This is a genomic window from Phaeobacter sp. NW0010-22 (genome assembly GCF_040365955.1).
Classification (GTDB): Bacteria; Pseudomonadota; Alphaproteobacteria; order Rhodobacterales; family Rhodobacteraceae; genus OMPR01.
Map to the genome: position 1 here is coordinate 314391 of NZ_BAABWT010000005.1, position 18043 is coordinate 332433.

Here is an 18043-nt window from a genome sequence, read left to right on the forward strand (position 1 = left end):
CATCACCTTGGCTTAGCCCCCTTGTAAATGCCAGTTCAGCTCTTTGACTTGGCTTTGGCGCGTTTACGTTCGGCAACTAGTTTTTCTGCCAAATCGCGCGCAATGGCAAAGGCACCTTTGATCTTGTCGCTGTCTTTTCTCCAATCCCGACGTACAACAATCTTGTTATCTTTGACCTTAGCCAAGCCATCCTGGGACTGAATGAATTCAACCAGCCCCTGTGGCGAAGCAAACTTGTCATTGTGGAATTGGATCGTTGCTCCTTTCGGACCGCCATCAAGCTTTGCGATGCCAGCGCGTTTACACATCGCCTTGATCCGCACCACCAACAGCAATGTGTTGACCTCTTTGGGCAGGGCCCCAAACCGGTCAATCAATTCCGCAGCAAAGCCTTCAAGCTCAACTTTGGTACTGAGACCACTCAGTCGGCGATAGAGCCCCAGTCGCACATCCAGATCAGGAACAAAGTCACTCGGAATGAGGACCGGTACACCCAGATTGATCTGCGGCGCCCACTGATCATCGGCCTCGGACAACCCTTCCATTTCGCCGGATTTGATTTTTGCGATCGCCTCTTCCAGCATGGATTGATAAAGCTCATACCCCACATCCCGCATCTGTCCGGATTGCTCTTCGCCCAGCAAATTACCTGCGCCCCGGATATCGAGATCTTGTGATGCTAGTGTAAAACCAGCCCCCAAAGTATCAAGCGACCCAAGGACACGCAGACGTTTCTGGGCGGCATCTGTCAACTTGGCGCGTGGTTTGGTGGTGAGATACGCATAGGCCCGCGTTTTCGACCGCCCAACGCGTCCCCGAATTTGGTAAAGCTGCGACAGGCCAAACATATCCGAGCGATGCACGACCATTGTATTGGCAGTTGGAATATCCAGGCCAGATTCAACAATAGTTGTTGCCAGCAACACATCATATTTGCCGTCGTAGAACGCATTCATTCGATCGTCCAATTCACCTGCTGCCATTTGGCCATGGGCAACGACATAGCTGAGTTCGGGCATTTGATCCTTTAGGAACTCTTCGATCTCAGGCAGATCTTTGATGCGTGGCACCACGTAAAAGCTTTGCCCTCCACGATAGTGCTCCCGCAGCAATGCCTCGCGGATCGTGACCGCATCAAATTCGCTTATGTAAGTCCGGATCGCCAAACGGTCGACCGGCGGGGTGCCAATAATGGACAGGTCTCGAACGCCGGTCAGCGACAATTGCAGGGTCCGTGGGATAGGCGTGGCGGTCAGAGTCAAAACATGGATATCTGAGCGCAATTGCTTCAGGCGTTCTTTGTGACCAACACCAAAATGTTGTTCTTCATCAATGACCAACAAGCCTAAGTTATTGAACCGCAAACCCTTTGCCAACAACGCATGGGTTCCTACCACGATATCCACGATCCCGCGAGCCAGACCATCGCGGGTTTTTTGCGCCTCTTTGGCTGAAACAAATCGACTCAGTTGGCGTACTTCGAGCGGAAAACCACGAAATCGATCTGCAAAGCTGGCAGCGTGTTGCCGTGCAAGCAATGTGGTCGGCGCAACGACAGCAACCTGCACACCAGACATGGCCGCAACAAAGGCCGCACGCATGGCAACCTCGGTCTTTCCGAACCCGACATCCCCACAGATCAATCGATCCATCGGTTGGCCAGAATGCATATCGTCCATCACTTCAGAAATTGCGCGCAACTGATCGTCGGTTTCCTGATAGGGGAACCGGGCACTGAATTCTTCCCAAGCATGCGCTGGAGGGTCCATAATCGGCGCTTTCCGCAAAGCCCGTTCTGCAGCGATCCGTATCAGTTTATCCGCCATTTCGCGGATACGTTCTTTGAGTTTGGCTTTTTTCGCCTGCCATGCGCCACCACCAAGGCGATCTAGCAGACCCTCATCATGGCCGTACTTCGACAGCAGTTCGATGTTTTCGACCGGCAGATACAGCTTGGAGCGTTCCGCATACTCCAACAGAATGCATTCGTGCGCTGCCCCCGCAGCTGTGACCACCTCAAGTCCTTGGAACCGCCCAATGCCGTGATCAACGTGCACCACAAGATCGCCGGGGCTTAGGGATTGTGTCTCGGTCAGGAAGTTTTCGGCTGTGCGGCGTTTCTTTGGGGCCCGGATCAAGCGATCCCCCAGAACATCCTGTTCTGCGATCACCGTCAGATCCGATGTTGCAAACCCGTGTTCCAGCGCCCAGACCGCCAAGTGGAGACCGCGCTTTCCGATCCGCGTTCCATCCGCGATACTGATGGTTTCAGCAAGCCCTTCGTCTTCGATCAGTCCTGTCAGACGCTCGCGCGCGCCCTCAGAATAAGAGGCTATGACCACTGGCCCTTCAGACAAACGCGTCTTAATGTGGTCTGCCAAAGCCCCAAAAAGGCTCACACTTTCCTGCTGCCGCTCCGGAGAGAAGTTGCGCCCAATGCGCCCGCCTGCATCGATGACGCCAGGGCCAGTCGCTTGTGGCAACGGATTGAAATTCAGTCGGCGACGCCCTTGCAGCACCTCAACCCACGCCATGTCATTCAGATACAACAGCTCTGGAGGCGTCGGTTTGTAGACACTGTCCATCCGCGTTTTGGACTGAAGTGCAAGTTTGCGGGTTTCGTACTGATCGGCGATGCTGTCCCAACGGGCCAGTCGACTGGGTGTAATCTGGTCATCCAATGTGACGGTTGCATCTGGCAGGTAGTCAAACAGCGTCTCTAGACGCTGATGGAAAAACGGCAACCAGTGTTCAATACCTTGGTGTTTCCGCCCTGCGCTAACCGCTTCGTACAATGGATCATCTGTCCCAGCCGCCCCGAATTCGATGCGGTAGTTCTGGCGGAACCGCGTTATCGCGGCCTCGTCCAAGATAACTTCGGACACCGGTGCCAGTTCGATCACATCCAGTTTCTCAGTTGTCCGCTGGGTCACCGGATCAAAGCGGCGCGCTCCATCCAGCACGTCCCCAAAGAAATCCAGGCGGACAGGACCGCCTTCGCCCGGTGGAAAGATGTCAATGATACCGCCCCGGATCGCATAATCCCCTGATTCCATCACAGTCGGACTTTGCGTGAAACCCATCCGAACGAGAAATCCACGCAGGGCGGCCTCGTCAACACGCCCCCCCACCTGAGCGGAAAACGCTGCCTCGCGCAGGATCTTTCTGGCTGGGACCTTTTGCGTCGCGGCGTTCAAAGTCGTCAGTAAAACAAAGCGCGCGGGCATCTGGTGCACCAAGGCTGCCAATGTCGCCATCCGCGCGGCCGAGATGTCAGCGTTTGGGGATACACGGTCATAAGGCAAACAATCCCAACCGGGAAACACAAACACGGGCAGATCAGGCGCAAAAAAGGCAAGGGCTGCGCGCATTGCCTCTAACCGTTTGTCATCCCGCGCAATATGAAGGACCGGGCCGCTTTGGCGTTCGATCTCTTTCAAGATCAACCTTGCGTCGAACCCTTCGGGGGCTCCGCCCACGATGATTTGTTCGGATGCCATTTTTACTGCCTCGCGCGGGAAAGGGGTAAGAGAATTAGCCTAGTACACCAATTGACAGGTTCTGGTACATCCCCCAGAGCGCAGTTACAAAAATCGAAACCATACCGATGATCTGTGTGTAAATCCGGCAGCGGTTCAACCGCTTGATGAGATCAACCCCTTGCAAATCCTCAGCCCTAATCCGGCGCGCACCCGCCAAATTAACCAAACCAACAAGGGACATCGGAAACCCGATCAGAAACACGGCCTGAGCAAATTCGACAAAATAGTAAAAACCCAAGACCGCCAAGGTGGACAGGACAAAACAGATCACTCCCAATAACCACATGCCGGACAAGTGGTTGATATAGAGCATCCGATTTACGTTGACGCGAACAATGTCTTGCAGGTCAACCATCGCCTGCCCTCCTGTCCGACGAGCACGCACCACCATATCAAACGGAACACCAATGATCCAATGACTAGCAGTTGACCATCCTACAGCTAAAGCAATCCAGAACCAAAGGTTCGAAAAGCTGCGCATATCGATCAGTTCAAAAATCGAATTATACCAATCCAAATCCCCTGCCCTTTGTTTTCACGGTCCGTTTTTCGGCCCGGCCCATGCATTCAACTGCACGCGACGATTGTTTCTCTTGAGACCATCAGGATTCCATGCCACCCACAACACAATAGTTCAAGGAGCCGCGACCATGAAACCTACGATTGCCCCATTTCCCGCAGCCCGTCCAAGACGCACGCGAAAATCAGAGGCCATTCGCGGACTGGTTCGGGAAAACTCGATCAGTGTGGATGATCTGATTTGGCCGGTTTTTGTGCGCGACGGCGAAGGTATAGAAGAACCCGTCAATTCCATGCCGGGCGTGATGCGTCGCAGCGTCGATAAAATTGCACAAGCCGCAATTGAAGCGGCCGCATTGGGAATACCAGCCATCTGCTTGTTTCCATATACTGATGCCAGCCTCAAAACCGAAGATTGTGCCGAAGCCTGGAGCCCTGACAATTTGACCAACAAGGCGATCCGAGCAATCAAATCGGTCGCGCCTGATCTGGCAGTTATGACCGATGTCGCACTGGATCCTTATAACATCAACGGGCACGACGGGTATGTTGTGGATGGAGAAATTGTCAACGATGCCACTGTCGAAGCGCTGGTTAAAATGACACTGGCCCAAGCCGATGCAGGGGCCGATATCATTGGCCCCTCAGATATGATGGATGGACGGATCGGTGCCATGCGGCAGGCCCTGGAAACGACAGGTCACCACAATGTCATGATACTCAGCTACGCAGCGAAATATGCCAGCGCCTTTTATGGCCCGTTTCGGGATGCTGTTGGGGCGTCTGGTGCTCTGACCGGTGATAAGAAGACTTATCAGATGGACCCAGCCAATTCAAACGAAGCGATGCGAATGATCCAGCGTGACCTGACCGAAGGCGCAGATATGGTCATGGTGAAACCAGGCATGCCTTACCTAGATATTTGCCACCGGGTCAAAGACACATTCGGCGTTCCGACCTATGCCTATCAAGTATCCGGCGAATACGCGATGATCCAGGCAGCCGCCCAGAACGGATGGATCGACGGCGAAAAGATCATGTTAGAGAGCTTGATGGCTTTTAAACGCGCCGGTTGCGATGGTGTTCTAACCTATTTCGCGCCCGCTATTGCCAAATATTTGCAAGCATAAAGCGCGGGTCGCAAAAATTTTCATGGCGACAACCCGCCGAATAGGCGCCCTGCCCCCGTGACAGGGCGCCGCATTCTGCGTATGTTCTCCTTCAAGACCGGAAAACCGGCTTTTTCAGGCACGAATACAGAGACAGAAAATGAGCAGTTCCAATTCCCCTCGACTAACCCGTCGTGGCTTTGCCCTTGGTGTAGCAGGTTTATCTATGACCGCAGCCTGTGGAAACGGTGTCGGCAGCAATGCGTCTGCAACAATCGACGCCCGCGTAAACGCCACTCTTAATGAAATGTACAATCAGTTCCCCAACACAGTCGACATTGCGAATAAAGCCGCCGGAATGTTGATCATGCCCCTAATCACCGAGGCGGGGTTTGTATTCGGCGGTGGCTATGGTCGGGGCGCACTCCGAGTGAACGGTGTTACCCTTGATTACTACTCGGCGATCAAGGGCAGTGGGGGGTTTCAGATCGGGGCGCAGCAATATGCACACGTTCTGTTTTTCATGACCGATGATGCACTGCGCGATTTCCGCCATTCCAGCGGGTGGGCTGCCGGTGCCGATCTTGAATACGTGGTGAGTGATCAGGGCGACTCGCTGGCGGCTGACACGAACACATTGCGCTCGCCAGTTCTGGCCGCCGTGTTTGGTCGCGCCGGATTGCGTGTCGGTGCGACCTTGGAAGGGACAAAATACACACGGATCATCCCCTGATTTCCGAGGACATTACCGATGATTTTCAAGGGTGAAGCCGAATTGGCCTCACCCTTTTTCTTTGACCTCACTTAACCTTAGTGAATTCTGGAACATGGCATGATATATCTTTTGACTGCCAAGGTTTTGCATTGAAAATAGATAAGCTCTCACCTTTTCCCTGAACACCAGTTGATCTAGGGTGCCGAGCAACGTCACCTATACAGATGGATCACCCATGGCATTGTTGTTTCGCTGGCTAATGCGGCTTGCAGCCGGGCTAATTGCTCTTGTTGTAGCCAGCGTGGCGTTGATTTATTATCTGGCAGGTCAATCCTTACCTGACTACGATCAGACTGTTGACGTGCAGGGCCTATCCGCTCCCGTCGAGATCGTTCGCGACAACGCCAACGTGCCGCATATTTTTGGGGCAAACGATCCAGACACTTATTTTGGCCTTGGCTATGCGCATGCTCAGGACCGACTGTGGCAGATGACGATCTTTCGTCGCACGGTTCAGGGGCGATTGTCCGAAGTTTTTGGGGAGCGCACTGTCCGGATCGACCGATTACTCAGACGATTGGATCTGTATCGTCTTGCCCAGCAATCTGTCAGCGTGCAAACCGACTACACTCAGGCAGCCTTGCAGGCCTATTCTGCAGGTGTGAATGCCCGTTTGGCGGAAATCAACGAAGAAGCATTAGGACGCGGAGCGCCCGAAATGTTTCTATTCAATGCCCCGGTTGCACCGTGGCAGCCTGCGGATAGCATCGCGATAATCAAGTTGATGAGCTTGCAACTGTCTGGTCATCTGGAAGAGGAAGTCCTACGCGCGCGCACCTCGTTGATGTTGAACGACTCTAAGAAGCTGATTGATATTTTACCAGACACGCCCGGAACGGGCATCGCGGCGTTACCTGAATACGCAATGATTTTCCCCGAAGCCCCTAGGTTTGCCCAAAGCATTCCGATGCCATCTGATCCTTTATCCCCTTTTCCAGCCCGCGGATTGGCAGGTGCGTCTAACGCCTGGACCGCAGCGCCATCCCGATCCGCATCGGGTGGTACACTTTTGGCCAACGATCCTCATCTTGGGTTCAGCGCTCCAAGCACATGGTACTTGGCCAGGCTGGAACTGTCTAAAGGCGGGGTCATCGGGGCCTCAATCCCCGGTTTACCCGCAATCCTTACCGGGCGTAGCGATCGATTGGGCTGGGGCGTCACATCTTCTTATGCGGATGATCAGGATCTATTCATTGAGCGTTTGAACCCAGAGAACCCCGAGGAATATCTGACGCCGGATGGTTACAAGACATTTGAAACGCGCCCCTCGATCATAGAAATCAAAGACGCGCGCCCCATTACACTGACACTCCGGTGGACAGAAAATGGGCCAGTTTTGCCGGGTAGCCATTATTCGCTCAGCACTATCACCCCGCCGGGTCATCTGGTTGCTTTGGGGTGGAGCGCGCTTAGCCCCAAAGACACAACCCTTTCTGCAGCTCTGGACCTGATGCAATCCAAATCAGTACGCGAAGCAATCGCGATTGGCGAAGGTTTCATTTCCCCTTCGCTTAATCTCTCGCTCGCAGACAGGACAGAAATTGGCATGAAACTGGTTGGGGCTGTGCCCCGCCGCGATGCCCGGCACCAAAGCAAGGGCCGCCTACCCAGCCAGGGTTGGCGCATTGCAAACCGTTGGCAAGGGCGTGCGCCTTATGCAGCCAACCCGCAATTTGTATCGCCCCGTGGCGGGTTGTTGGGAAACACTAACAACAAATTGATTGAACGCCCTTTCCCAAACCACGTGTCCTTTATTTGGGGCGACAGTCAGCGCATCCAACGTTGGCAGCGGTTGATGCAATCGCGTCAGGTTCACACCCGCGACAGCTTTATCGAAGCGCAACTAGATCCCGTCAGCTCTACCGCCAGGTCTTTGCTCCCTCTGATTGGGGCGGACCTTTGGTTCACTGGGGAAGCAGCGCCCGAGGGGACTCCCGCTCGGCAACGTCAAATTGCCTTGGCCCTGCTTGCCGATTGGAATGGAGAAATGAACGAGCATTTGCCAGAGCCACTAATTTATGCGGCGTGGATACGCGCCCTTCAACAACGCCTCGTTGCAGACGAATTGGGACCGCTAGCCGAGGAGTTCAAACATGTTGAGCCGCTCTTTATCGAGCGTGTTTATCGAAATGTAGACGGCGCTGCGAGCTGGTGTAACGTACGACACAGCGCTGCAGAGGAAACATGTACGGAAATGGCTCGCCTCGCCTTAGATGATGCCCTGATCTGGATAAGTGAGCGATATGGAACGGCCCTTGAATCTTTGCGGTGGGGGGATGCCCATCAAGCGACCCACGATCACCCAACCCTAGGTAAAGTTCCTGTGCTTCGCTATTTTGTAAATATCCGTCAATCTACCAGCGGCGGGGACAACACATTGCAACGAGGCCGGACCTCTGGCGAAGATCCGTTTCCGTTCCAGAATGTTCATGGGGCTGGTTATCGTGGCGTCTATGATTTTGCGGATCCCAACAGCTCCGTCTTTATTTCATCTACCGGTCAATCTGGCCACTTCCTGTCACGATACTACGATGATCTTGCCCAACTCTGGCGGCGCGGCGAATACATTCCCATGTCCCTGGATACCAATTTGGCACGTGCCGCGGCGGTGGGTATAACGACCCTGACCCCCAAAAATTAGACCTCTAATTCAACCCCATAGACGTGAGCCCCAACTTTGACGTAGCCTAAGGTTCAATTGGAGGAATTCGTTTATGGCAAGTGCACGTGATATTTTGCAAACCCTCGCGCAGGAATATGCCATCGCGTGGAGTTCTGGCGATCCTGCGGCAGTCGCTGGGTTTTATGCTCAGGACGGGCAAATTTGTATTAACCAAGGCGAGGTTCTGAAAGGACGTGCCTCGATTATTGAGATGGCCGCCGGGTTCTATGCTGAGTTTCCAGATTTGGAGGTCCGATGCGATTTAATGCGTCGTGCCGGGAGCCACGCAATATTCATATGGACGCTTGAGGGGCACCACGCGGAAACCAAAAACCACGTTGTCGTTGGAGGATGGGAGGAATGGGAGTTGAACAGTGACTACCAAGTCGTTTCGTCGCTTGGTTGGTTCGATGCCGATGATTATCAGCGCCAGATTGAAGGGCGCTGATCGTTTTTACAAAGAGTCAAACTGCGCCTGTTGGACGGCCGTCCATTGAACGGTCAACACAAATCCATCTTCGGATTGAGTTTCCGAAATCACCAAATCTTGTTGAAACAGCCACGCCCGTTTTTTGCCTTCGGAAAACCCCAAGACCATTTCAGTCACATGACGTGCACCCTGGATTTGCTCGGCGATCGTCTCCAGAAGCGTATCCAGACCTTCGCCGGTGACCGCCGAAATACCAAATACAGCCGGATCGCGCTCTGCCCGCGCCCGAATGGCGTCGCCTTCCTCTGCGTCCAGAAGATCAATCTTGTTCCAAACTTCGAGCCGTGGACGCTCTGTATCAATCCCTAGGGTGCTAAGGATGGTTTCAACGTCTGTAGCCTGTGTTTCGGTATCCGCATGACTGATGTCGCGGACATGAATGATTAGATCAGCCCCCAAGACTTCCTCAAGGGTCGCACGAAATGACGCGACCAATTCAGTTGGAAGACTGGAAATGAACCCCACAGTGTCAGACAAGATCACCTCGGGCCCATCAGGCAAAACGACCCTGCGCATGGTTGGATCAAGTGTGGCAAAGAGCATATCTTTGGCCATAACATCGGCACCAGTCAAACGGTTGAAAAGCGTCGACTTTCCAGCGTTGGTATAACCAACAAGCGCAACAATTGGGTACGGAACCTTGGCCCGTGCCGCCCGGTGCAACGTGCGTGTTTTCACAACCTTATCCAGTTGACGACGCAAGCGGACCAGCTGATCATCGATGGCGCGACGGTCCGCTTCAATCTGGGTTTCACCCGGCCCCCCAACGAACCCAAGTCCGCCACGTTGACGTTCTAGGTGTGTCCATGCCCGAACCAATCGCGTCCGTTGATAGCTGAGCGCAGCCATCTCGACCTGCAAAACACCCTCGCGTGTCCGTGCTCGGTCACTAAAAATCTCAAGGATCAGGCCGGTTCGGTCCAGAATTTTAACGCCCCAAGCCTTCTCCAAATTGCGTTGCTGCACCGGTGTCACCGGTCCATCGATCAAGACCAAATCAATCTCGGCCGCGTGCAGCGTATCGTGCAATTCTTGAATTTTGCCAGATCCGAACAAATGCCCAGCATGCGCTTTGGGCAAGCGCACGATATCTGACCCGACCACATCAAGGTCAGGCAAAGCCGCAGCCAGAGCGACAGCTTCTTGCAGCGCCGGTTTGGGGTCGCGGCGGTCTTGGTCGGATTTTATTTCTGGGTGCAACACCCAAGCGCGGGTGAGGACCCTATCATGTTCCATCAAGAGGCGTCTTCGCCCTCATAAAGACTGATCGGCTGTGCCGGCATAATTGTCGAAATTGCGTGTTTATAGACAAGCTGCGACTGTCCGTCGCGGCGCAAAAGCACACAGAAATTGTCGAACCAGGTGATAACACCCTGCAATTTCACGCCGTTGATCAGGAAAATTGTGACCGGAACTTTGGTTTTCCGCACATGATTCAGGAACGCATCCTGCAGATTCTGTCTGTCCGAAGCCATTTTATTGAATTCTCGCCTTTGTTCTTACAACGCGCTGCGGATCAACGCGTACCCTGTGAAAAGAGTATGGAGTGCCATTAAGAGAGATTCCAGCCGAAAAAGCGATTGGTCAGCCGGAATGACCCAGACACAAAATTAGTTTCTCCACAAATTTGGCGTGATCAATGCGATGATCGCGAGGGTTTCCAGACGTCCGATAACCATGGCTGCACACATAACGCCTTTGGCTGCGGGCCCCAGATCCGTCAGTCGAATCGGAACTTCGCTGGCTAACTGGATCAGCGGTCCCGTTGTTGTCAGCGCTGAAATCCCAAGGATCAAAGCCTCGTCAAACCCGGATCCAAGCGCAGACAGAGCAAGGCAGATCACTGCTAGAGACAACGCGAACATCATAAAGAAAACCCACGCAATAAACGCACCATCTTTTTGAATGCGACGGTTACCGCCGCCTTCGCCACTGACAGACGACGGGTGCACAAGTCGTTCCATTTCGCGCAGCCCGTTTAGGTATAACGCAAACACACGCAACAGCTTGACGCCGCCCGCGGTTGTGGCGACCCCTCCTCCGATCATTGCAAGGCCCATCAGGATCAGACCCGGTGTCCCCAGACCAGACCATTTCCGGGCCTCTTCCCAATCGTTGCTTTCAAAGCCGGTCGTGGTGAGAAAAGACATTACCGTGAACATCCCTCCCCACAACGAGCGCAATCCGAGCCATAAGTTTTCCGAGGTACTGATCTCGTAAGCCGCCAGCCAGTGCCGCAAGAATAGCAAAATGGGGACCCCGACAACTATCATCAATCCGATGCGGAACTCTGGATCTTTGTCTAGCCGGGAATACCCACTCGTTGCGGTATCTGATGAGAACGTCAAACGTGACAGCGCAAAGAACATAAACAGAAACAAAATCACTTCACCTGTGATGCCTGCGGTTGACCCGTTCATCCCACCCACCGGGGAAATCCCCGAGGTAGCCAAAACGGACATAGCATGACAAATTGCGGTTAACGCCTGCTCGCCTGCGATTAACAACAAGACCCAGACAACAGTCGTGAGCGCCACGTAAATCGGGGCCAGGGTTCTTACCACGCGCAATAATCTACCCCTAGGATCGGCACGTTCAATTTGCGCCAATCCCGCCACGGCTCGTCCCGGTTCTCCTCGCGTCGTAACCTCAAACCCACCAAGGGATAAAGGCGCAAGGATCGCAGAGGCAGCTATCCACATCAAAAGACCGCCCATCCATCCGACCATGGCCCGCCACAAATGCACGGCCGATGGCAACCGGTCTGGATCTGGAAACATGTCCGCCCCAGTCGTTGTGATGGCGCTTACCATATCAAAGTAGGCGTTCAGAAAGCTGGTGGTTTGCAGGGCATCATGTAGGGGCACCGCCAAGAACACAGGCAGGAACGCAAAAGTTGCCAACAGTGCCAAAAGTTGCCCAAGAGTCCCATACCGAGGGACCCGGTTTTGCATCGAGATCGCAATCATCGTCACAATGATGATGCCCAGAATGCCAGAGTAGAAGAAGGACCGAGAGACCGGGTGATTGTCTTGGTTCAGTGCAAGCAATGCAGGGATCCACATCGACAACGCCGTTACGCCCCAAATCAACAGGAACAGTGGCAGCCGTCTTAAAGTCGACAGGTTTTGTTGCTTGCTATGCCGCATTAGAAAAAGTCGATCGAAACCTGCATCAGACGTTCTACTTCTGGAACATCATCGGCCATTGCAAAGATTGCGACAACATCCCCCGCTTCAATCCTGAGGCTTCCAGTGGGCCGCAGCACCTGATCATCTTTGCGCACAGCCCCCACCAAAACTCCTTCTGGAAAATCAATATCACGTAGCTTTTGCCCCGCCATGGGTGACGTCGAAAGCACTTCGGCCTCAATCACCTCAGCTTCAGCATCACCGATAGAGTAGACTTGCCGCACGCGCCCATGGCGGATGTGCCGCAAAATCGAACTCACGGTCGTGGCCCGCGGATTGATATATGCATCAATCCCCAAGGGCCCCATAAGCGGAACTAAGGTAGGGTCGTTGATCAAAGCAATGGCAAGCGGACATCCTTCGGCTTTAGCCCGGACAGCAGCCAACATGTTGGTTTTATCGTCATCTGTAACCGCCAACATCGCATCCGCTCGCGCGATTCCCGCCTCGCTCAACAAAGACGAATCCAGCCCATCCCCAAACAATACGATCGTCCGCTCAAGAACCTCGGCGGCACGTTCAGCACTGGGGCGATCCCGCTCGATCACCTTTGACCGAATTCGACCTTCCTGTTCTTCCAGTGTTTTGGCCACTTCCAACCCAACGTTCCCACCTCCAACGATGACAACACGATCCTGTTTTTTCTGCTCTTTCCCAAATACCTCCATCGTTCTGTTAACGTCGTCTACGTGTGTGAAAACGTAACATTCATCATCAACGAACAATTGATCATTTGGCTCCGGTGCAAACAGCGACCCCTTGCGGCGCACACCGACAACTATTGATCGCAATGTGGAAAATAGGTCGGTTAACTGCCGCAACGGCGTGTTCACGATGGGGCAATCTTCCCCAATCGAAACACCCAACAACTGCGCCTGTCCATCCATGAACACTTCGGTATCAAATGCCGCCGGAGCCGAGAGACGTCGCATTGCGGCCGCCGCAACTTCGCGTTCAGGGCTGATCACAACATCAATAGGCAGATGATCCCGTCGATAGAGATCCGAATATATGGCCGTTAGATAACTCTGAGATCGCAAGCGCGCGATTTTCCGTTGGATTCCAAACACTGAATGCGCCACTTGGCAGGTCACCATATTGACTTCATCCGAATACGTGGCTGCAATGATCATGTCAGCATCCCGCGCGCCCGCACGGTCCAAAACATCAGGATAGCTGGCAAATCCAGCAATACCTTGAACGTCTAAAGAGTCGGTGGCACGGCGGACCAGATCTGGGTTGCTATCAACCACAGTGACATCGTTGTGCTCTCCCGAAAGGTGGCGCGCAATTTGCCATCCAACCTGACCTGCACCGCAAATGATTACCTTCATGGTTCTGGGCCCTTTAATGCCTGAATGTTTTGAATGGCAGATGCAATTTGGAGCGTCAATTCAATTGTCAAATCGCCCCCAACCTCGCACAATAGCACAATGAGAGTTTCTATTCATTTTCTACCGCTTACGCTTGTCCTCGGTGCCTGCACCGGGCCGCTTGATGTATATTACAAACCTGGCGCCACTGTCACACGGCTACAAACTGACGAGACCAATTGCGAAGTCAAAGCTCTGAAGGATGTTCCGATATCCGAGCAGATCCGGCAACGCCCACCTATCTACTACCCCGGTTCATCGATCTGCAACGGAGCTGGTAATTGTTGGTATCGCCCGGGGTATTGGGTAGATGGCGGGATTTATTCAGTGGACGTCAACAAGGATTTGCGCAATCGCGTGCTGACTCAGTGCATGGCAAACAAGGGATATTCACCGGTCTCAATCCCACTCTGTAGTGCCGGTGTGAAAGCAAGCGCGCCCATTGCTACAACGACAACCCTGCCCTCGCTGACAGAAACTTCCTGTTACATCAAGAACGAGGACGGTGGTTTCCAAATCATCTCGCAAGTTAAGAGCAAACAGGGATAACCAGCTTTGGGTCTCAGTCTCATAACCAATGCACGCGATCTGCCTTAGTGGCGGTGGGTTATTCCACCGCCTCTGACACATCATCAACATGCGCGACCCGCGCTCCGGCTTTGTTTGACGTTACAACGCCGAGCGATTTCAGCTTGCGGTGCAAGGCACTCCGTTCCATCCCAACAAAGCTGGCGGTGCGGCTGATGTTACCCCCAAAACGGTTAATTTGAGTAAGTAGGTATTCCCGCTCAAAAGCTTCGCGAGCTTCTCTCAGGGGCAGTGTCGCAAGCGCCCCCGACAAAACGACCCGGCCATCTTCGGTGGTTTTCTCTTCGTCATTTGGCAACTCCCGTGCCTCAATCGGACCTGTGCTGTCGCCCAAAATTAGGACCCGTTCGACCAAATTCTTCAGCTGGCGCACATTGCCAGGCCAAATCATGGTTTGCAGCAAAGCAATCGCTTCATCGCTGAGCTCGCGTAGTGGCAGGCCTTGGGTCCCGTTGCACATTTCAATGAAATGCTCTGCCAGGACAGGGATATCTTCGCGGCGCTCTTCAAGAGACGGAACAGCAATCGGGACAACATTCAAACGATGGTACAGCTCTTCGCGGAACCGATCCGCCTGAATTTCAGTATCTAGATCCTTGTTGGTCGAGGAAATAACACGCAAATCCACCCGCACCTTGTCTGCCCCCCCAACACGCTGGAATTGCTGATCGACCAACACGCGCAGAATTTTAGATTGCGTACCCAAAGGCATATCCGCGACTTCGTCGAAGTAAACCACACCACCATGGGCCTGCTCCAACAAGCCCGTTTCAACTCCGCGTTCTGACGTTTCGCGCCCGAACAAGACCTCTTCGACGCGATCTGGTTCGATACCTGCACAGTTCACTGTCACAAAAGGCGCACTGGAACGGTTGGAGTTGGCGTGAATATACCGCGCTGCGATCTCTTTGCCGGATCCTGCCGGCCCCTTGAGCATAACACGCCCATTGGATTTGGTGACTTTATCCAGCTGCCCTAACATAGTCCGATACGAGGCCGAATTCCCGATCATTTCAGCACTTGTCACTTCGCGCCGCTTAAGCGAACTGTTCTCGCGACGCAGGACCGATGCCTCCATTGCGCGACGTATAACAACCATCAACTGATCTATGTTGAAGGGTTTTTCAATGAAATCGTAGGCCCCCTGTTTGATCGCGGCAACGGCGATTTCTATGTTACCATGTCCCGAGATAATCACGACCGGTACATCCGGGTTGTCCCGTTTGACCGCCTTCAGAATGTCGATCCCGTCCATGCGGCTGTCTTTCAACCAGATATCTAAGATCAATAGGCCCGGAGGTTCATCATTGATCGCAGTCATGCAATCATCTGAATTGCCCGCAAGACGTGTAGAATACCCTTCATCCTGAAGAATGTCAGAAACCAGTTCGCGAATATCGCGCTCATCGTCAACGATCAGAATATCACTCATATTACCCTGCTTTCACTGTTTGTCTTTGGCACCAGAACAGTTGGTGCTTGTTTGGGCTGCCGGTCCGTTTTCGGAAGACGGATCACCGCCTTCGCCCCGAAATGGCTTTGCCCGTCAAAAATCGGCGCATCCTCAAGAACGAGTGTGCCACCGTGTTCTTCGATGATTTTCTTAACAATTGGGAGGCCGAGGCCGGTCCCTTCGTCGCGAGTTGTGACATAAGGTTCAAACAACCGCGCCCGATCTTCAGGCAGGCCAATCCCGTTGTCAGCGATCGTGATGACGCTTCCGTTTTCAACGGCTTCGAGTATCACTTCGATTTGTGGCGTCAGGTCTTGAACTGTCCCCGCGGCCTTTAATGTCTCGATCGCTTCGCCTGCATTCTTGATCAGGTTCGTCAACGCTTGTCCAAGCATCGTCGCATCGATATCCACAGGTAATTCCCGATCAGGCAATACAGAACGTATATGTACATCCGGCTGGCCAGTTTGTTGCAACAGAACTGCGTCACGGACTAATCTTGTCAGATCCTCTTCTCGCTTTTCGGGGGCTGGCATACGAGCAAACTTCGAAAACTCATCAACAATACGACGCAAATCATTGGTTTGACGAATAATAACATCCGTCATGGATTCCAACTTATCCCGATCCTCGTCCGGCAGCATACGAGCGAATTTGCGCTTGATACGTTCCGCACTCAACTGAATTGGGGTCAAGGGGTTTTTGATTTCATGCGCGATCCGGCGTGCTACATCGCCCCAAGCAGCCATGCGTTGGGCACTGACCAGATCCGTCACATCATCAAAGGCGACCACATACCCCTCTAAGCCGTTGTCTTCACCACGTCGCGTTGCCATACGAACCAGCAGATTTTCCAACTGCCCTTTGCGGGTGACTTTAACTTCGTCCTGAATGCTCTCGGATCCACTTGTTTGAAGCGCATCGAACAGTGGCAGGAATTCGGGCACAGCAACCCCCAAGGCCAAAGTCCGCTCATCCCCATGCCAATCCAACAACCGCTCTGCAGAACGATTAACAAAGGTCACACGGCCATCAGAGTCCAACCCCACCACACCAGATGTGACCGAGGACAAAACGGAGTCAAACATCCGACGACGCATTTCGATTTGATGCGTATTTTCAAGCAGGGCGTCGCGCTGTCCTTTGAGTTGACGGGTCATTTGGTTGAAATAACGCCCCAGCATAGCGATCTCATCATCTCCATCCTCTTCGACAACCTGCACGCCCAAATCCCCGGCACCCACGCGTTGCGCAGCTGTGGTCAAACGCCCAACAGGGCGTGACAATCGCTCAGCGAACCACAGCCCCAACCAGACAGCCGCCAAGATCAAAATCACAGCAAATCCCAGATACAGCAGGCCAAATTCAAACAGCACACGCCCTCGGTCGCTTTCCAATTGTTGATACAGGCGTACCGTTTCTTTGGTGTCATCCAGCAAATTCAAGATCTGCCCATCAACGTCACGGCTGACATACAAATATCGATCAACATACGCTTGTAACGGCACCAAAGCCCGGAATTCGTTGTTATCCCAATCTTGGATAATCAACTGTCCGCTCTTGGTTGCATCACTAATTTGCGCTTTCGTCGGCTGCTCAAAATCAAAAAGGTAAGACCGGTCACCACGCGCGCGAATTTCACCCACGCCATCAATCACATAGGCCTCACGCAGCCCTCGTTGAATTTGGGACTGGCCTTGGGCCAGGACGCTTCTCAGTTCAGCATCACTAATGAAAAAGTTTCGCCCTCGTGCCTGATCCAGAAAACGGGCTAAGGCAAGCGCATCCTGACTAAGTCCTTGCTGATGTTCGTCCTCATACGCTTCGGCTGCGGATAAAGACGATCCAACAACCTCGCGGACGCGGTCAGAAAACCATCCTTCAAGGCCGATATTCACGGTCAAACCGGCAAAAATAGCCACAGTCACCGTTGGAATAAGCGCTAAGAGAGTGAAAACACCAATCAACCTAAGGTGAAGCCTAGACCCGGCAGATTTGGCCCGACGCGCAGCTACCAATCGCCCCACTTGCCCCAGTACCAAGGCAGCTAGAACAAGAATATAAACCAGATCTGCGAGTAGAATAAATCGCAGAGCCGGCGCGGAAACGCCCAGATCAAATGGCCCAAAGACGAGATAGGTCGCCAACGTCAGAACCGGGCCCAAAACAACCAACCCTAAGGTCCCGATACTACGGGCCCTTCTGGTTTTTCGCACCCGGCTGATCCAATTGATCGGCCCTTGCTGTGACCGAGTTGCCACTTGCTGCCCTCATTCTGATGTGTTGCTCGCGCAACGAACCGCCATATATCGTGGTCTTTACCATACTGAAGCATGGATGC

At 53.4% G+C, this 18043-nt stretch carries 13 protein-coding genes; 5 read left to right on the top strand and 8 right to left on the bottom strand.

Annotation, left to right across the window (positions count from 1 at the left end):
• Positions 1-35: 35 nt before the first annotated feature.
• The gene (mfd, locus tag ABWV33_RS13285) at positions 36-3500 is read right to left on the bottom strand and encodes a transcription-repair coupling factor (RefSeq protein WP_353331359.1); all 3465 of its coding nucleotides are present in this window, start codon (positions 3498-3500) and stop codon (positions 36-38) included.
• A gap of 34 nt (positions 3501-3534) precedes the next feature.
• Positions 3535-4059 carry a component of SufBCD complex gene (locus ABWV33_RS13290; protein ID WP_113821616.1) on the bottom strand — a complete coding sequence of 175 codons (525 nt, stop codon included), beginning with the start codon at positions 4057-4059 and terminating at the stop codon, positions 3535-3537.
• 133 nt (positions 4060-4192) lie between these two features.
• On the opposite strand from ABWV33_RS13290, the gene hemB reads away from it, so the two are divergent.
• The 4 genes from hemB to ABWV33_RS13310 all read left to right on the top strand — a co-directional run bounded on the left by hemB (position 4193) and on the right by ABWV33_RS13310 (position 9055).
• Positions 4193-5191, top strand: coding sequence for a porphobilinogen synthase (gene hemB / locus ABWV33_RS13295; RefSeq protein WP_353331361.1), 999 nt, complete (start codon positions 4193-4195; stop codon positions 5189-5191).
• Positions 5192-5330: 139 nt separating this feature from the next.
• Positions 5331-5903: a lipid-binding SYLF domain-containing protein gene (locus ABWV33_RS13300; protein WP_164621953.1), complete on the top strand. Its 573-nt coding sequence runs from the start codon at positions 5331-5333 to the stop codon at positions 5901-5903.
• A 217-nt stretch (positions 5904-6120) separates the two neighbouring features.
• Positions 6121-8586: a penicillin acylase family protein gene (locus tag ABWV33_RS13305; RefSeq protein WP_353331363.1), complete on the top strand. Its 2466-nt coding sequence runs from the start codon at positions 6121-6123 to the stop codon at positions 8584-8586.
• A gap of 73 nt (positions 8587-8659) precedes the next feature.
• The gene (locus ABWV33_RS13310; protein ID WP_353331365.1) at positions 8660-9055 is read left to right on the top strand and encodes an SgcJ/EcaC family oxidoreductase; all 396 of its coding nucleotides are present in this window, start codon (positions 8660-8662) and stop codon (positions 9053-9055) included.
• A gap of 6 nt (positions 9056-9061) precedes the next feature.
• Here the strand turns inward: ABWV33_RS13310 and hflX are convergent, their stop codons facing one another.
• The 4 genes from hflX to trkA form a co-directional block, all read right to left on the bottom strand.
• Positions 9062-10333, bottom strand: a complete 1272-nt coding sequence (hflX, locus tag ABWV33_RS13315) for a GTPase HflX (RefSeq protein WP_353331367.1) — start codon at positions 10331-10333, stop codon at positions 9062-9064.
• Positions 10333-10572, bottom strand: a complete 240-nt coding sequence (hfq, locus tag ABWV33_RS13320) for an RNA chaperone Hfq (RefSeq protein ID WP_008204623.1) — start codon at positions 10570-10572, stop codon at positions 10333-10335. Before hfq ends, hflX begins: the two co-directional genes overlap by 1 nt.
• A 135-nt stretch (positions 10573-10707) precedes the next feature.
• Positions 10708-12246 carry a TrkH family potassium uptake protein gene (locus ABWV33_RS13325; protein WP_113821622.1) on the bottom strand — a complete coding sequence of 513 codons (1539 nt, stop codon included), beginning with the start codon at positions 12244-12246 and terminating at the stop codon, positions 10708-10710.
• Entirely contained in the window at positions 12246-13622 is a 1377-nt protein-coding gene (gene trkA, locus ABWV33_RS13330; RefSeq protein WP_121997245.1) for a Trk system potassium transporter TrkA, read from the bottom strand. The genes ABWV33_RS13325 and trkA overlap by 1 nt, the downstream gene beginning before the upstream one ends.
• A 99-nt stretch (positions 13623-13721) precedes the next feature.
• Between trkA and ABWV33_RS13335 the strand changes: the two genes are divergently transcribed.
• Complete coding sequence (locus ABWV33_RS13335) at positions 13722-14210, top strand: hypothetical protein (RefSeq protein WP_121997472.1); 489 nt, start codon at positions 13722-13724, stop codon at positions 14208-14210.
• 58 nt (positions 14211-14268) lie between these two features.
• Here the strand turns inward: ABWV33_RS13335 and ntrX are convergent, their stop codons facing one another.
• Together ntrX and ABWV33_RS13345 are read right to left on the bottom strand one after the other, a co-directional pair.
• Positions 14269-15681, bottom strand: coding sequence for a nitrogen assimilation response regulator NtrX (gene ntrX / locus ABWV33_RS13340; protein WP_353331370.1), 1413 nt, complete (start codon positions 15679-15681; stop codon positions 14269-14271).
• Positions 15678-17963, bottom strand: coding sequence for a sensor histidine kinase NtrY-like (locus ABWV33_RS13345; protein WP_353331372.1), 2286 nt, complete (start codon positions 17961-17963; stop codon positions 15678-15680). Before ABWV33_RS13345 ends, ntrX begins: the two co-directional genes overlap by 4 nt.
• Positions 17964-18043: the final 80 nt, after the last annotated feature.

Coding starts and splice junctions, on each gene's coding strand:
- mfd (WP_353331359.1), bottom strand. CDS start 3,500: ATGGCATCCGAACAAATCATCGTGGGCGGAGCCCCCGAAGGGTTCGAC.
- hemB (WP_353331361.1), top strand. CDS start 4,193: ATGAAACCTACGATTGCCCCATTTCCCGCAGCCCGTCCAAGACGCACG.
- ABWV33_RS13300 (WP_164621953.1), top strand. CDS start 5,331: ATGAGCAGTTCCAATTCCCCTCGACTAACCCGTCGTGGCTTTGCCCTT.
- ABWV33_RS13305 (WP_353331363.1), top strand. CDS start 6,121: ATGGCATTGTTGTTTCGCTGGCTAATGCGGCTTGCAGCCGGGCTAATT.
- ABWV33_RS13310 (WP_353331365.1), top strand. CDS start 8,660: ATGGCAAGTGCACGTGATATTTTGCAAACCCTCGCGCAGGAATATGCC.
- hflX (WP_353331367.1), bottom strand. CDS start 10,333: ATGGAACATGATAGGGTCCTCACCCGCGCTTGGGTGTTGCACCCAGAA.
- hfq (WP_008204623.1), bottom strand. CDS start 10,572: ATGGCTTCGGACAGACAGAATCTGCAGGATGCGTTCCTGAATCATGTG.
- ABWV33_RS13325 (WP_113821622.1), bottom strand. CDS start 12,246: ATGCGGCATAGCAAGCAACAAAACCTGTCGACTTTAAGACGGCTGCCA.
- trkA (WP_121997245.1), bottom strand. CDS start 13,622: ATGAAGGTAATCATTTGCGGTGCAGGTCAGGTTGGATGGCAAATTGCG.
- ABWV33_RS13335 (WP_121997472.1), top strand. CDS start 13,722: ATGAGAGTTTCTATTCATTTTCTACCGCTTACGCTTGTCCTCGGTGCC.
- ntrX (WP_353331370.1), bottom strand. CDS start 15,681: ATGAGTGATATTCTGATCGTTGACGATGAGCGCGATATTCGCGAACTG.